Annotated in this window: 13 protein-coding genes; 5 read left to right on the top strand and 8 right to left on the bottom strand. The window is 64.1% G+C overall.

The genetic code is table 11. From position 1 onward, the window contains the following. Positions 1-76: 76 nt before the first annotated feature. The 6 genes from PQQ86_RS14540 to PQQ86_RS14515 form a co-directional block, all read right to left on the bottom strand. Complete coding sequence (locus PQQ86_RS14540) at positions 77-877, bottom strand: peptidase C39 (protein ID WP_408267900.1); 801 nt, start codon at positions 875-877, stop codon at positions 77-79. A 6-nt stretch (positions 878-883) separates the two neighbouring features. Further along, on the bottom strand, positions 884-1,594 hold the full coding sequence (locus PQQ86_RS14535) for a cysteine peptidase family C39 domain-containing protein (RefSeq protein WP_494478229.1): 711 nt from the start codon (positions 1,592-1,594) through the stop codon (positions 884-886). A gap of 72 nt (positions 1,595-1,666) precedes the next feature. Further along, positions 1,667-3,064 (bottom strand): FapB/FapC family functional amyloid domain-containing protein, encoded by a 1,398-nt coding sequence (locus PQQ86_RS14530; protein WP_408267895.1) that lies wholly within the window; start codon positions 3,062-3,064, stop codon positions 1,667-1,669. Between the two features lie 29 nt (positions 3,065-3,093). Continuing rightward, positions 3,094-3,741 (bottom strand): FapB/FapC family functional amyloid domain-containing protein, encoded by a 648-nt coding sequence (locus tag PQQ86_RS14525; protein WP_408267893.1) that lies wholly within the window; start codon positions 3,739-3,741, stop codon positions 3,094-3,096. After that, positions 3,738-4,226, bottom strand: coding sequence for a FapA family amyloid fibril periplasmic chaperone (locus tag PQQ86_RS14520; protein WP_408267890.1), 489 nt, complete (start codon positions 4,224-4,226; stop codon positions 3,738-3,740). Before PQQ86_RS14520 ends, PQQ86_RS14525 begins: the two co-directional genes overlap by 4 nt. 62 nt (positions 4,227-4,288) lie before the next feature. After that, entirely contained in the window at positions 4,289-4,849 is a 561-nt protein-coding gene (locus PQQ86_RS14515) for a RodZ family helix-turn-helix domain-containing protein (RefSeq protein WP_408267888.1), read from the bottom strand. Between the two features lie 536 nt (positions 4,850-5,385). On the opposite strand from PQQ86_RS14515, the gene PQQ86_RS14510 reads away from it, so the two are divergent. Next, positions 5,386-6,780 carry a sigma-54 dependent transcriptional regulator gene (locus tag PQQ86_RS14510; protein ID WP_097390052.1) on the top strand — a complete coding sequence of 465 codons (1,395 nt, stop codon included), beginning with the start codon at positions 5,386-5,388 and terminating at the stop codon, positions 6,778-6,780. 162 nt (positions 6,781-6,942) lie between these two features. Further along, positions 6,943-7,914, top strand: coding sequence for a thymidylate synthase (locus PQQ86_RS14505; protein ID WP_408267885.1), 972 nt, complete (start codon positions 6,943-6,945; stop codon positions 7,912-7,914). A 125-nt stretch (positions 7,915-8,039) separates the two neighbouring features. On the opposite strand, the gene PQQ86_RS14500 is transcribed toward PQQ86_RS14505, so the two are convergent. Then, complete coding sequence (locus PQQ86_RS14500) at positions 8,040-10,532, bottom strand: DUF6600 domain-containing protein (RefSeq protein WP_408267882.1); 2,493 nt, start codon at positions 10,530-10,532, stop codon at positions 8,040-8,042. Between the two features lie 182 nt (positions 10,533-10,714). Beyond that, on the bottom strand, positions 10,715-11,428 hold the full coding sequence (locus PQQ86_RS14495) for an ArsR/SmtB family transcription factor (RefSeq protein WP_408267879.1): 714 nt from the start codon (positions 11,426-11,428) through the stop codon (positions 10,715-10,717). Positions 11,429-11,690: 262 nt separating this feature from the next. Between PQQ86_RS14495 and PQQ86_RS14490 the strand changes: the two genes are divergently transcribed. The 3 genes from PQQ86_RS14490 to PQQ86_RS14480 all read left to right on the top strand — a co-directional run bounded on the left by PQQ86_RS14490 (position 11,691) and on the right by PQQ86_RS14480 (position 14,301). Beyond that, positions 11,691-11,834 carry a hypothetical protein gene (locus tag PQQ86_RS14490; protein WP_408267876.1) on the top strand — a complete coding sequence of 48 codons (144 nt, stop codon included), beginning with the start codon at positions 11,691-11,693 and terminating at the stop codon, positions 11,832-11,834. A 137-nt stretch (positions 11,835-11,971) separates the two neighbouring features. Next, positions 11,972-13,240: an MFS transporter gene (locus PQQ86_RS14485; protein ID WP_408267874.1), complete on the top strand. Its 1,269-nt coding sequence runs from the start codon at positions 11,972-11,974 to the stop codon at positions 13,238-13,240. Continuing rightward, positions 13,240-14,301 (top strand): GlxA family transcriptional regulator, encoded by a 1,062-nt coding sequence (locus PQQ86_RS14480; protein ID WP_408267872.1) that lies wholly within the window; start codon positions 13,240-13,242, stop codon positions 14,299-14,301. The genes PQQ86_RS14485 and PQQ86_RS14480 overlap by 1 nt, the downstream gene beginning before the upstream one ends. Positions 14,302-14,357: the final 56 nt, after the last annotated feature.

Here is a 14,357-nt window from a genome sequence, read left to right as displayed (position 1 = left end):
CGCGTCGCATGTCTCCTTGTGCATCACGCGGTCGTTTGGTACTTCGGTCTCCTTCCTGGTCGGGTGGCGGCCCGTGTTATCTCCTTACCGTGTTTTGCAGGGCTTGTAGGACGCCAATCTGGCGCAGCATCGAGGCCGACATCGGTTGCGTCTGCAAATGCAGTTGCAACTGGTTGGCGACTTGCTGGTTATTGCCTGCGATCTGCAAGAGTTGGGCGATCATGCCGGCCTGTTGAGCACTGGACGGCGCGATGGTTTGGGTGGCGATGCCGCCCGGCGTCTGCAACGAAATCGAAATGCCGCCGTTGGCGAGACTGACGGAGGCTTTCACCGAGCCGTTCGCATTGCTTGCGGAGGCCGACGTTGCGTTGTTATAGGACCCGCCCGTCAGGCTGCCCGGCGAGGCGTCGAAATCGATCAGCGCCTGGTTCGTGCCCAGGTTGCCGTTGCCGGCCACCTGGGCAATCTGCGAGACGCCGTTGACGTTGACGTTCTGCCCGCCGGTCGCGCTGGCGTTGCGGTTTGCGCCGCTGCCCCCGCCCACGTTCGGACCGGTCACTGAGGCCGCTGAATTGAACTGGACGTTCGGCTGGTTGGGCGTGTTTGTACCGATGGCGAGCGAGCCCGAGGCGACAGCGGTGGCGCCGTTCGGCAGTTGCCATTGCGACAGCAGGGTGATAACGACACCCGAAATGATGTCTCCAACAATGCCTTTGCCGGTCTGATTGGCGAGGATGGCGTCGTCGACAGGTTGCAGCTTGAGGGCGCCGACGTCTTCAAACACCGTAGATGTCTGCTCGGCAGCGTGTGCGACTGATGCGAGGCCGCACGTTGTGAAACACAACGCACAGCCAATGGTGAGTAAGTTTCGTTCCATGATGAGTCAGAACAACTCTGCCTTGATCAAACCGTATTCAACAAAGGGAGTCGCAGCCGTGCCGTTTTCCAGTGCACGTTCGCGCAGCTTGAGCGCGAGCGACTCGTTGCCTTGCAAGAGCGGAGAATCCTCCATAAATGGCTTGCCGACGACCGCGAACACGAGGCCGTTCCATTTCTTGATGAAGTCGTCTTCCATGACGATGCGGTTGCCGAGCGCTGGGTCGGCAATGAAGACGCGGCCGTCTTCCGCGTGCTTGACGATCACGAAGTGCTCGTAGCCGTCGCTGTTCATCAGCACGAGCACAGGAATCTGCAGGTGATAGAGCGCTTCAGGGGTAACGCGGAAACCCCGGCCACGCAGGCCGATCGTTTCGACGAACTTCTTCATGTCAAGCATCGAGAAGCCGTTCTTGACCACCACCTCTGGTGTCGAAAACACCATCATGCGTTGGATCATTTCGGGTTCGGGAATGTCGATGCCGTAGCCGTACTTCAGCAACGTGGCCAGAGCGGCCGAGCCGCAGCTGTAGTCGTAACGCTGCGAAACGATGTGGTTGTAGCGGATCTCGTGGATCGAGCGCACGTTCACGTCGAACGGCACGCCCGCGGCTGCATTCATGGAAAGGGCACTCTGCGCGTGACCCGTCTGCGAAAGCACGAGTCCAGCGAAGAGTGTCAGGAAAAAGCCGTGCGTTACCCTGCTCACCCCGAACATGGTATGTCCCCCCCTGCGGAGACAGCCGGCCAGCACGAGGCTGACCGGTGTCTTCCTGCGATACAGCTTTAGTTACTGATGCGACACGCTGGCGACTGCAAGGCCGTTGTGTTGCAGGTTGCCTACACCCGACGCGATATTCACCCCGATGTTGCCGCTTGCGTTAGACAGGGCGCCTGCACCGAGCATGGACGAGCCGGTGAAGTTGCCGCTGACCGATGCACTGGCGGTTTGGCAGTTCTGGTCGGTTGCGATGACTTCGCCGCCGTCCTTCCCGCCCTTGTTACCCCAGCCCATGCCGCTGCTGCTGCTATCCGTGGTGGCCGATGCAGCGAGGCTGTTGTTTTGCACGTTGCCCACACCCGACGCCACGTTCACCCCGATGTTGCCGGTCGCGCCCTTCAGCACGTCGGATCCGACGCTGGCGGTGAAGTTGAAGTCACCAATCTTCGCCTTGCCGTCCGACGATTGCGTCGAGTAGATCTGCGCAGTGCCGAACACGGGGCCGACGTCCATATTGGACAGGGCGGCATCATTGGATTGCGCGTTGTCGACACCGGTGGCCATGTTGACGCCGATGTTGCCGTTCGCGGTTTGCAATGCGCCGTCGCCGATCGCCGCAGACATCACCGTCGGTTTTTCGGTGTTGATGTGCTGGGTGATGCTGCCGTAGACATTCACTGTGCCTGCGCTGATGTTGTCATGTGCGCTCCAGCCCCATGCGTTGGCATCCGCAGAGACATGGCCGGCCTGGTAGTAGCCGGAGGCGCTTTGTTCCGCAGCTTGCGCGAAGTAGCCGGACGAATGTTCTTGTCCCCATGCGGCCTGGTGTCCCGAGGACTGCTCGGCGAAGTAGCCGCCGAAGTTATCCGAGGAGTGCGTGTTCAGCGCTGCGGCGAAACCTGCCGCTACTCCGCCGACGATCACACCGCCGCCGCCGCCGAGGCCGGCGATGAAGCCGGCTGCAAGATAGCCGTTCGCGCTGTTGTGGGTGTTGACGTGGCTGCCGCCGGCAACCGAGGCTTGATAGCCTTGATTGAAGCCGCTGCTTTCGCCGAAGCTCTGGCCTTGTGCATAAGCTGCAGCCGATTGCTCCTGCGAGCCTTCAGCAAACGCGCCCGCGCTGTACGACGAGTGAACCGCGTAGTTCGAGCCGCCGCCGCTGCCGTTGAACCAGGCTTTGGTCGTGTCGATAGTTGTAGTCACCTTGCCGGAGGTGTAGGTCTGCGGAGGCGTCTTCATGTTGACGCCACCGATGTCTACATTCTGCGTGTTGTTGACCGTGGCGCCGGAACTGCTCGACACGTCGACATGGCCGCGCAAGGTGATGAAGCCGAATTCGCCAATGTCGGTGTAGACATTCGTTGCCGTAAAGAGCTCAGCCGGGTCGCAACCGGCCGTACATTCGGCGTAAGCCGAGCTTGCTGCCAACGTCGACAGGACAGCCGCTGCAATGAGAGTGCGCTTCATGATGACGCTCCGATAAAGAGTGTGGCTCGTTAGAAAAAGGTGCCCGCCGGGGGACGGAGCACAAAACTGTTTGAACTGACGTTACCTGAGCCGGCTGTCTGGTTGATCTGAACGATCCCACTGACGTTTTTGAGCGCGTCCGTACCGATGGACACCTCGCGTACGTCGTGGTTTTCGCTAGACCTTCCCAGGCCACCGCCCTTGGCGGTCGTAGCGGATAGCACCCCATCCGCTACGATCTCCGCTCCAATCGGTCCAGAACCAACTACGGCGCTGTTCCGCTGGAGATTCCCTACACCCGCCGACTGATTCACTTCGATAAGGCCAGAGGTGTTTGAAAATGCATTACTGCTGATCGTGCTTTTGGCAGCCGCCGTCTTGGCGTTCGTGGCCGCGATCTGCAAGCTGCCGATCAGGTTGAGAGGCGTGGGTCCGTTGGTGAACACGCCCTGATTCGCCTGTGCGTTGTCGAGTCCGGAGGTCTCGTTGATGGCGATGACCCCCAGGCTGCCGCTGACCGCGCCTTTGCCGATCAGCGATTCCGCGTCGATCTGGGCTGGCAGCGTTTGGGCATGGACCGCGAAGCTCGCACAGCCAAGCACTGCCAAGGCGAGCAGGGGCCAGCGCGACTGTTTGCGTGACGGAAGGCGCTTGGCCGGCGCGCGTGACGTTGTCATTTCATGGCTCCTAGAGCGGCGCCCAAGGGGGCGAGTGCACTGTTGACCGACTGGGCAATCGAGCTGCCGATCCCACCTGCGCCGCCGAAGCTGGCGCCCGCGCCGACCGGAACGTTGTTGCCGGCGCCCGCCAGCATGTGTGTGATACCGTTCGCGCCGACCAGCGCAGGCATATAGCCGTTGCCGGCGATACCGGCCGTGCCGTGCGCGCCGTTCAGGTCGAGATCGCTCGCCATCGTGCCGATCGCGCCATCGAAGGTCGCCCTCGGGAAGGTTTGCACCTGGACTGCGATCGGGTCCTGGTTCTTCGGCACCGGCACGAACGCATCGCGTGGCGTGATGTCGCGCTCAATGACGAGGTTGCCCGGCTGCGTCAACTGCTGCGCGGTGGCACTTGTTACGGCGCCGGCAGCGAGCACGCCGAGCAGCGTGCACAGCAGGGCTGCGCTGGGACTGCTGCTCGGCTTCTGGGTTGAGGCGTTCATGTCAGTTCCTTGCGGGCGGACGATCGGTCGGTGCGGTCTTGGGCAGCGAGCGGGTCGTTGCGCTAATTTCTCTGGTAGCTCGTGACGTTGCCTTGAGCGGAGCGGGCGACGTCGACGGGAACCGGCAACTGCGACGGCGGGGCGATTTCGTCCCACAGCGTCACGCCGTTGCCACTGTTGTTAAAGCCACGCACCAGCTGCGGCGTCGCGGAGACCATCAACATGCCGCCGAAGCCGCCGCGTTGGTGGGACAGCGCCTGATCGTCCAGCACGAGATCGGTCACAGACGCGGCGTCGGCGGAAATGCTCAGCGCGTTGCCGGCCAGATCGCTGCGGGGCGCGGCGCTGTCGTTCGTGGTGGCCACGGTGTTGTCCACCGCGGCGGCGCTTGTCGTATCAGTGACATCCGTAACCGTCTTGGTCGGTGAGGCCACCGCTGCGAGCGTCGTGCTCGCGAGGGTGGCGGAACCGGCATCGGCGGTTTCGGCCATCGTGGCGGATTGAGGCTGTGTGGATTCCTGTGCATTGACGCCAACGGACAGCACGGTCAAGGTCACCGCGGCGGCGCATAGTGCGGCGCAAGGTGCAATGCTGCTCAGGTCGATGCGGAAAGCGAGTCGCATGATGTGTCTCCTTGGTGCACAGCATTTAGCGAAACGTGTGCCATGAGTCGCAATCCATTGGTGCGTCTGGATGCGACCCGTATGCCGCGGAGTAACAGGTAAGAAATCGGACAAAAACGTTTCAGCGCTGAAACGGCAGGCAGAAAATACCTGTAATTCGTTAAATCCGACGGTATGAAGTACCTTGGGGTCTACGCTAGGAAAAGCGCTTCCACATTGCTTTTATTCATAAGCTGAATAACTATTTATCGGCCGCTTGGCCTTGCTGGGCAAGGAGTCCCCGATTAAATTCGCATAATTGTTTTCCAAGCGGCGCGTGTATAGTAAGCTCTCGAAAACAGCTTCAGATTTAAAAAAGCCCGCTAACGGGCCGTCTCAAACACACACGCCGCTTTCTTGGGGATCAGCTGTCCGCACGGAATGGAATGGCCGTTCGGTTTTTGCTATATCGCGAATCCCGAACGAGTCAGCGTGTCTGAACTGAAGTTCAGGTGCGTGCGTCATCCTTAACGTTCGTTGACGAGAGGATCTGAATAATGGAACCCGCAACGCGGCAACTGATTTACGTTTCACGCGATCCGAGCGCGGAACTGAATACTCGCTTCCATCAGCGCGGCTGGCATGTCGAAGTCGTGGGGTCGGCGCGCGATGTGCGCCGTGCTGTTCGCGCCGGAATGGCGGCGGGCGGCTTGCTCGATCTGTCTAGTGATTTTCAGCCACACGAAATCGCCGCCTTCGAGTCCTGTCTGACCATGCCGAACGTCGGCTGGGTTGCGGCAACCACGCCGGGACAATTGCAGGACGCGGCCTTGCGCCGGCTCGTACGGGACTATTGTTTCGACTATGTAACGGTGCCGTACTCGGGCGACAGGATCGTCGATTCGGTCGGCCATGCATACGGCATGATCTCACTCGGCGAGCCGGCATCGAATGATGGATCGCAAGGCGCCGAAGGCGAAATGGTCGGTTCGTGCGACGCAATGCTCGCGCTATTCCGCTCGATCCGCAAAGTGGCCATGACCGACGCGCCGGTGTTTATCTCAGGCGAGTCGGGCACGGGCAAGGAGCTGACCGCAGTCGCGATCCACGAACGCTCAGCTCGCCGCAATGCGCCTTTTGTGCCGATCAACTGCGGCGCGATTCCCCCACATCTGTTGCAATCCGAACTATTCGGCTATGAGCGCGGCGCGTTCACCGGCGCGAATCAGCGCAAGATCGGCCGCGTGGAAGCGGCCAACGGCGGCACGCTGTTTCTCGATGAAATCGGCGATCTGCCGCTCGAAAGCCAGGCGAGCCTGCTGCGCTTCCTGCAGGAACGCAAGGTCGAGCGGCTCGGCGGCCACGGTTCAATCGACGTCGACGTGCGCATCATCTCGGCGACGCACGTGGATATGACGGCCGCGATGATCGAAGGGCGGTTCCGCTCTGACCTCTATCACCGTCTGTGCGTGCTGCAAATCGACGAACCACCGTTGCGTGCACGTGGTAAGGATATCGAACTGCTTGCGCGGCACATGCTGGAACGTTTCAAGAAAGATGCAAGCCGCCGTCTGCGAGGTTTCGCACCCGACGCCATCGCGGCGCTGCATAACTACGGCTGGCCGGGCAACGTGCGCGAGTTGATCAATCGCGTGCGGCGCGCCATCGTGATGTCGGAAGGGCGCGCGATCACGGCCCGTGATCTCGAGTTGGCCGAGTATGTGGAGATCGTACCTGTCTCACTCGCGCAGGCGCGCGAAGCGGCCGAACGCCAGGCCATCGAGCTCGCGCTGCTGCGCCATCGCGGCCGTCTCGGCGACGCCGCGCAGGAACTCGGCATTTCGCGCGTGACGCTGTACCGCCTGCTGTGCTCACACGGCATGCGTCATATGGAAGGCGAACCGCTTGTCACGCCGCACGGCGAATTGCCGGCTTCGGTGCCGCATCTCTGACGGGCGTAGGTGTCCACTTGGCGCCCACTTAGCCACCGATATTTTCTCCGCGGCGCGCCTCGACCAGGCGCCGTCCGGCTGCGCTTGTTAAAATCGGGTTTTCCGCTCAATCTCCGTGGCGCGTGTGCCTGACCAGGCGCGCGCTTCGTCGAAGGAACCCGCATGAAACAATACCTCGACCTCGTCCGCACGATTCTCGACACCGGCACGTGGCAGGAGAATCGCACCGGCATCCGCACCATCAGCATGCCGGGCGCCATGTTGCGCTTCGACCTCCAGCAGGGCTTTCCCGCAGTCACCACGAAAAAACTGGCGTTCAAGTCGGCGGTGGGCGAGCTGGTCGGCTTTCTGCGCGCCTCGCGCAGCGCCGCGGATTTTCGCGATCTCGGCTGCAAAGTGTGGGACGCGAACGCCAACCAGAATCCGCAATGGCTTGCCAATCCGTATCGCCAGGGTCCGGACGATCTCGGCGACGTGTATGGCGTGCAGTGGCGCCGGTGGCCGGCCTACAAGGTGTTGGACGCAGACGCCGCCGCGCAGCTGGCCGACGCCACGGCGCGTGGCTTCCAGGTGGTGACGGAATTCGAGGAAGATGGTAGCCCCAAGGTGCTGCTGTACAAGGCGATCGACCAGTTGCGGCAGTGCCTCGACACGATCATGCAGAACCCGGCCGACCGGCGAATTTTGTTTCATGCCTGGAACCCCGCCGTGCTGGACCAGATCGCGTTGCCGGCTTGCCACCTGCTCTATCAGTTTCTGCCGAATGTTGCGCGGCGTGAAATTTCGCTGTGTTTGTACATTCGCAGCAACGATGTCGGCCTCGGCACACCGTTCAATCTGACTGAAGGCGCTGCGTTGCTGCATCTGGTCGGCCGGCTGACGGGTTATACGCCGCGCTGGTTCACCTACTTCATCGGCGACGCGCATATCTACGAGAACCAGCTCGGCATGCTGCAGCAACAGCTCACGCGCGAGCCGTATGAAAGCCCGGCTTTCGCGATCTCGGACCGTGTGCCGGACTATGCGAAAACCGGCGTGTATGAACCGGAATGGCTGGAGAAGATCGAGCCGTCGGACTTCTCGCTGGTCGGCTATCGGCATCACGAGCCGCTCACGGCGCCGATGGCGGTCTGAACGCGCTCTGAGTATCTGTTCGCAGGCCACTCAAAGAAAACCCCCCGCGATGCGAATCGAGGGGGTTTTTTCTTGCTGACTTCCGGCCGTCAGGTTGTCACTGCATCTAGCTGCGCGCGTAACCGTTAGCCTTTGTGATGCTCGTCACGATTGCCGCCGCCCGAATGCTGCTCGGCGTGCTGCGGTTGCGGCTGGGGACGCTGCTGTTCCACACGCTGCGGCTGCTGTTGAGGACGCGGCTGTTGCGCCTGCTGCGGACGCTGCTCAGGACGCGGCTGCTGCACCTGCTGCGGACGTGGTTCAGGACGCGGCTGCTGCACCTGTTGCGGACGTGGCTCAGGACGCGGCTGCTGTACCTGCTGCGGACGCTGCTCAGGGCGTGGCTGTTGCACTTGCTGCGGACGCGGCTGCTGTTCCTGTTGCGGCTGCGGACCATTCTCCTGACGCGGTTGCTGCTGCGCCTCCTTCGCCGGTTGCGGCCGGGGCTCCTGGGGCTGTGCACGCACGTCAGGTGCGCGCTGCGGCTGCGCTTCCGGCTGGCGCTGAGCCGCCTGTTGTTGCTGCTCCGGACGAGCCTGTTCCAGCGGGGCGCCGCGCTGCTGCGCCTGCTGGGCCATTGGCGTATGCGGCTGCGTCCATGCAGGCTCGTGCCGTCCTTCCGCGCCCGGTTGCTGACCTGCTTGCGTCGGCACGCCGTGCTGTTGCACGAAAGCGTTCGGGTTGGCGCCGTTCGCTTGCGGCGGACGGGGCACGCCATTGGACGGATGAGCTGCCTCGGCGGGTTGCTGATGCACGTTGGCTACTTGCGGCGGCATGCCTGGCCGCGCCTGCGGTTCGCCGCCCCGTTGCGGTTGACCGTTGGGCGCTTCGCCCGGCCGCTGACTGGCCTGCTGCATGCCATTAGGCGTACCCGCCACACCCGGCGCACCCGGTGCTGCGCCCGGCGTCCGTCCGGCCATATGCGATTGCACGACCCGCACGTTCTGCACGGGCATGGCTCCCGGACCGCCCGCTATATGAGCCGGCACCGAGGTTCGCACGATCGGCGCGCCCGCGCCCGGCACCCGTCCGCCGCTCTGCGCAAAACGTTGCGCAAGACTATCGTGGTACGCCGCCGGCACGGCTGGACTGCGCGTAGCGACGACCGGACGCGCCATTGCGCCGGCCGGCGGACGGTAGTTCGCGTTACGCAGACCCGGTCCGAAGCTTTCCTTCACCGGTGCGATCCCCGGACCGCCCGGATTGATCTGCGCGTTGCGCCACTGGTGCGGATCGACCTTTTGGGCGAAGCGGCCAACCGATTGACCATGCACGAAGGCGGTCGCCGGCACCGCGGTCACGCCGCCCGGCCGATAGTTGACGTACGTGTTGTGAACATTGGTCACATTCACATTCGTCACGTTGCGGTTGTAGTTGTTGACGACCGTCGTGTTGTTAACGCGGTTGTAGTACCCCGGGCTCCAATGATCGTGATCGCCCCAGTGCGGGTGCCACGGTTCGCCCGGGCCCAGCGGGAACCACGCGACGCCGGCCGCGACCGCGCCGCCAATCGCCAGGCTCACCCCCCAGTCGACTCCGCCGCCACCGCCGCCCACGAAGGCGACCAGCGCCGGTGCGTAGACGGGCGGTTCGCTGACCACGACCGGCCCCGGTACCCACGCCCAGTCGTCGTCGACCTGGGCCCAGCGACCGTAATGGTAGGGCGCGAAGCCCCACGGCGCGTCGTCGACCCAGGTCCAGCCCCACGGCGCTTGCCACACCCAGTGGCCATCGTGATAAGGCGCCCAGCCGGCGGGGGTTGCACGCGGCACCCATACTTCACCGTACTGAGGGCTGCTGCGCCACGTCCCGTTGGCGTCGAGGTCCTGATAGCCGGGGATGTCGCGCGACACATAGCGTGCCGAGACCGAGCGGTCTTCCGAGGCGTCGCGGCTCGCCGCCCATTGATCGAAGCCGTCGAGGCCCGGTGCGCCGCTGTCGGCGACCTGTTGCAGGTTGGTACCGGCAAAGCGGATCTGCTGGCCGGCCGCGACCGGCACCTGGCCGCTGTCGCCGTACACCGTGGCGCTGCCGCTGCGCACGGTGACGGTGGTGCTGCTGCCGTCCGGCGCGACATCGACACGATAGTCGCCGGGGCCGTTCAGGCCGAGTGCCACATTCGGCGTGTCGATTTCATAGGAGGAACCCGGCGCCAGTTCGCGCACGCGCGCCGACAATGTGCCCTGCGCGACCTTCAGCTGCGCGCTGTTGTCATCGAGATTGAGCAGGTCGAGGCTGGTGGACTGGCCGAGGCGCACCGCGGTCGAGCCGATATGCAGTTCGGAGCGCGCGTTCTGATCGTTCCACAACTGATCGCCGGTGGTGAGCGGGCGATTGATCTGTGCGTACGACCAGTCGGTTGCGCCGGCCGGCTCGGTGGTCACGGCACCGGCCGTGTAGTTCAGACGTGCAACACGCCCAGGCGGATCGGTGTTCTGTTGTGATGCAGCCCCTGGCGGCGCCTGTTCGGCTTCCTGCGCGAGGGTGGCTTGCGCAGCGAACAGGAACGCCGCGGCAGCGATCAGCGTGTAGCCGGTGATCCGGCGTTTCGATTGTTGGGGTGTGGTCACTGTTCTCATGGTTTCTCTCCGACGGACGCGCATTGTGCGACATCCGTGAGAGTCACTCTACCCTTGCGCTTTGTTTCAAGGCCCCCACTTTTGTAAGGTTCCCCTACGAGCGTGTAACAAAAGGTCTCGATAAGGCGTTTCGTAAGCTGAATGCGCAAATTCTGTAATCGCGTCAATCAGTTAAGCGTGTTTCAAGCGGCCAGGAACGCGTCGAAATGGCGGTGGCCTGCCGGGGTGATGCGCAAGATCCGCGGCCGCTCAGTGCGTTCGACCCAGCCATGCGCCGACCACGAATCGAGCAGCGCGGCGCCGAGCGCGCCGCCCAGGTGCGGACGCCGTTCGCTCCAGTCGGGACAGGTGCAGGCGAAGCGGCGTCGGCGGCTCTTCTGGGTAGACATGTCGATGCCCCACTCGGCGAAACGGGCGGCGCCGTCGGTAGTGGCTTCGAGCGATGAGCCGTGTAGCGTCAGCAGACCGCCCTCGACCAGCCGCTCGAACACCCGCACCGACAATTCACCGGCCATATGGTCGTAGCAGGTGCGAGCGTAGCGCATGTCGACTGGCACGGTGCGCACCGGACGCGGCACGGCCCGTTGCGGCGCGCTGACCTGCGCAACGTTGGCGAGCGCTTCGATGGACGCGGCGATATCCGACGAGGCGATCCGGAAATAGCGATGCCGGCCGCGCACTTCGAGCGCGAGCAGGCCGCCGTCTGTCAGACGCGCCAGATGGGCGCTGGCCGCCGACGGCGAGAGCCCGGCGATCATCGTCAGTTCACCCGCCGGGCGGGCGCTGCCGTCCATCAGCGACCACAGCATCGCGGCGCGGCCGGGATCGGCGAGCAGCGCACCGATGCGGCTCAAGCCGGGGAAGTGATTCTGTTCGTCTGTGAGGGTGGTGGGCATCAGCCGTCTCCGGTTGGCGGCGCGGGCATGGGCGCCATGCAGTCCACTGTATCTGGCTGCCGTATTCGATGTTTCAGCTTAGCGTGAATCGTCGAATGCAGTGGCTACGAAAATCCGGCGGGCAGGGCAGGGCAGGGCAGGGCAGGCCAGTGCGCGCTTCGATGAGGCGCTGTTTCTGCGTGTCGGTGCGGCGATGCCGCTTTGGTGTCGCGTTGGCCCGTCAGGCTAGAATCGAACTCTGTCTTTGCAGGAACACGCTGTCATGAAATTTCTTCTTGCCGCCGCTGCCGCGGTTCTGCTGTTCAGCGCGTGCGCGCAGGGCGGTTCCGGCTCGAGTTCGGGCGCGGGCACGGGCAGTATCACGATGTACGGCACGATCGACGAAGGCATTTCGGTCCGCAAGTAAGCACGAGGCCGCCGTGGTCACATTTTCAGATGGGCGAGTGCAGCGGCTGGCTGGAATTGATGCATCATTGGCATTTCTGCCACCTCCGGCCATGTGACGATCCAGGCATCGCCACTTCCGCCGTCCGAGGCCTACCGATGCCGCCACCCGCTGCTTCCTCCGCCGTTGCGTCCTTTGCCGCCACGCAAACCGGCTCCGGCCACTCCGACCCTCATAGCCGGCGCGCCGCGCGCGTGCTGGCGGTCTGCCAGGCGCTCTACACCTCATCGGTCTCGATCGATCTGACCTTGACCGGTCTGGTCGGCTACTCGCTTGCCGACGACAAGGCGCTCGCGACGCTGCCGTTTTCACTGATTACCGTCGCCGCCGCACTGACCACCATCTTCGCGTCGTTCCTGATGGCGCGCATCGGCCGGCGCGCGGGCTTCATGCTCGGCGCGGGCGTCGGCGCGTTGGGCGGCGCCGTCTCCGTGTGGGCGATCTTTCATCACAGCTTCTGGGCGTTCTGCGCCGGCACGGCGACCGTCGGTGTGTTCCAGGCGTTCGCGCAGTACTACCGGCTGGCGGCCGCGGATGCGGTCGGAATCGAAGGGAAAAGCCGCGCGATTTCGACGGTACTCACCGGCGGCGTGGTGGCAGCCGTTTGCGGACCACTTCTCGCCGCATGGAGCAAGGACTGGCTCGCGCCGGTCGCGTTCGCCGGCTCCTATGCGCTGGTCACCGGCTTCGGGCTCGCATCGATTGCCATGCTGGCGCTGCTGTATCGCGACGCCGCACCGTCCGCGAGTGCGGCCGTGACGCATGAACCGGCGCGACCGCTTGGCGAAATCGTGCGACAGCCGATCTTTGCCGCGGCGCTCGCCAATAACGCGCTCGGCTACGCCGTGATGATGTTCGTGATGACCGCGACGCCGATTGCGGCGGTCGCGTGCGGCCACACGATCGGCGACGGCGCGGCGATCATCCAATGGCATCTGGTCGGCATGTTCGCGCCGTCGCTGTTTTCCGCGCGGCTGATCAGGCGCTTCGGCGTGTTGCCGGTGATCGGTGCGGGGATCGCGCTGTCGGCGCTGTGCGGTGTGTTGGCGTTGCGCTCGACCGATCTGCCGCACTTCTACGCGGCGCTTGCATGTCTGGGCGTGGGGTGGAATTTCATGTTCGTCGGCGGCTCGACGCTGCTCGCACAATCGTACCGGCCGTCCGAGCGGGCCAAGACGCAGGCGACCAGCGAATTCACGACGTTTGCGTTTTCCGCGCTGGGCTCGCTGTTTGCCGGGCAATTGCTGGCGCGCTTCGGCTGGGCGACGATCAATGCCGCGATCTTCCCGCTGCTGGGGATGGCGGCGTTGGCCACGCTGGCGTATGCGTGGTCGAGAAAGCGGCAACTTGCGGCGGGGGTGTCCTGATGACGGCACGTCATATTGTTTTCGCGGTCGCTCCTGAGCTCGTGTTGCTCGATGCGTGCGGGCCGCTTGAGGCGTTCTGGCGCGCAGAGTTGACGATGGCGGCTGCGGCGGGCAAGTCTGGCAATGCTGCCGAGCCGGTCGCCTATCGCACGACGGTCGCATCGATCGACGGCGGCGTGCTGCAAACCTTTCCGGGCCTGCCGGTCGTCACCCAACGGCTCGATTCGCTCGACGACCAGCCGATCGACACCCTGATCGTCCCCGGCGTCCCGATCGACGAACACTGCACGTTGCAGCCGGAACTCGTCGCGTGGATCAGGCGTCGTGCGCCGGAGGCGCGGCGCGTCTGCTCGGTCTGCACGGGAGCCTTCTATCTCGCAGCGGCGGGCCTGCTCGACGGCCGCCGGGCGACCACCCATTGGCGGGAAGCGCCGCATCTTGCGCAGCGCTTTCCCAACGTACAGGTCGACGCTGATCCGATTTTTATCCGCGACGTGGGCCATGGCGAGGGAAAGCGCGTGGTTTGGACGTCAGCGGGCGTGACGGCGGGCATCGATCTGGCGCTCGCGCTGATCGAAGAAGATGTCGGCCACGCGGTTGCGATGCAGGCAGCGCGGCGGCTGGTGGTGTTCATGAAGCGGCCCGGCGGCCAGTCGCAATTCAGCGCTGCGCTTGCTGCACAGGCCTCGGCTGGCGGACCGTTCGAGGCGTTGCATAGCTGGATGACGGCCCATTTGCGCGACGACCTGTCGGTCGAGCGGCTGGCCGAGCGCGCGCAGATGAGTCCGCGGACTTTCGCGCGTCGCTACGTCGACGAGGTTGGCCGCACGCCGGCTAAAACGGTGTCGGCACTGCGGCTGGAGGCGGCCGCGCGGGCGCTGGCGGAGTCGCGCCGGCCGCTGAAGCGGATTGCGCTCGATTGTGGCTTCGGCAGCGAGCAGAATTTGAGGCGAGCCTTTGTGCGGCGCTTCGGCGTGTTGCCGCTGGAGTATCGGGAGCGGTTCGAGTCGGCGGTCGTGCCGCAGCGCGCGGCGGTTTCTGCGCTTGTGGCGGCGAGTTAAGCGGGTCTTGAACCGAAAGCGCGACGAAAGCATTGCGCTCGTCCAGGCCGACATTC

The organism is Paraburkholderia sediminicola (genome assembly GCF_046026675.1).
In the GTDB taxonomy this organism is placed as follows: domain Bacteria; phylum Pseudomonadota; class Gammaproteobacteria; order Burkholderiales; family Burkholderiaceae; genus Paraburkholderia; species Paraburkholderia sediminicola_F.
This window is presented reverse-complemented; position numbering and strand designations above follow the sequence as displayed.

What these genes read in the sequence shown, in the direction of transcription:
- PQQ86_RS14540 (WP_408267900.1), bottom strand. Translation starts at nt 877, where the DNA reads ATGGAACGAAACTTACTCACCATTGGCTGTGCGTTGTGTTTCACAACG.
- PQQ86_RS14535 (WP_494478229.1), bottom strand. Translation starts at nt 1,594, where the DNA reads ATGTTCGGGGTGAGCAGGGTAACGCACGGCTTTTTCCTGACACTCTTC.
- PQQ86_RS14530 (WP_408267895.1), bottom strand. Translation starts at nt 3,064, where the DNA reads ATGAAGCGCACTCTCATTGCAGCGGCTGTCCTGTCGACGTTGGCAGCA.
- PQQ86_RS14525 (WP_408267893.1), bottom strand. Translation starts at nt 3,741, where the DNA reads ATGACAACGTCACGCGCGCCGGCCAAGCGCCTTCCGTCACGCAAACAG.
- PQQ86_RS14520 (WP_408267890.1), bottom strand. Translation starts at nt 4,226, where the DNA reads ATGAACGCCTCAACCCAGAAGCCGAGCAGCAGTCCCAGCGCAGCCCTG.
- PQQ86_RS14515 (WP_408267888.1), bottom strand. Translation starts at nt 4,849, where the DNA reads ATGCGACTCGCTTTCCGCATCGACCTGAGCAGCATTGCACCTTGCGCC.
- PQQ86_RS14510 (WP_097390052.1), top strand. Translation starts at nt 5,386, where the DNA reads ATGGAACCCGCAACGCGGCAACTGATTTACGTTTCACGCGATCCGAGC.
- PQQ86_RS14505 (WP_408267885.1), top strand. Translation starts at nt 6,943, where the DNA reads ATGAAACAATACCTCGACCTCGTCCGCACGATTCTCGACACCGGCACG.
- PQQ86_RS14500 (WP_408267882.1), bottom strand. Translation starts at nt 10,532, where the DNA reads ATGAGAACAGTGACCACACCCCAACAATCGAAACGCCGGATCACCGGC.
- PQQ86_RS14495 (WP_408267879.1), bottom strand. Translation starts at nt 11,428, where the DNA reads ATGCCCACCACCCTCACAGACGAACAGAATCACTTCCCCGGCTTGAGC.
- PQQ86_RS14490 (WP_408267876.1), top strand. Translation starts at nt 11,691, where the DNA reads ATGAAATTTCTTCTTGCCGCCGCTGCCGCGGTTCTGCTGTTCAGCGCG.
- PQQ86_RS14485 (WP_408267874.1), top strand. Translation starts at nt 11,972, where the DNA reads ATGCCGCCACCCGCTGCTTCCTCCGCCGTTGCGTCCTTTGCCGCCACG.
- PQQ86_RS14480 (WP_408267872.1), top strand. Translation starts at nt 13,240, where the DNA reads ATGACGGCACGTCATATTGTTTTCGCGGTCGCTCCTGAGCTCGTGTTG.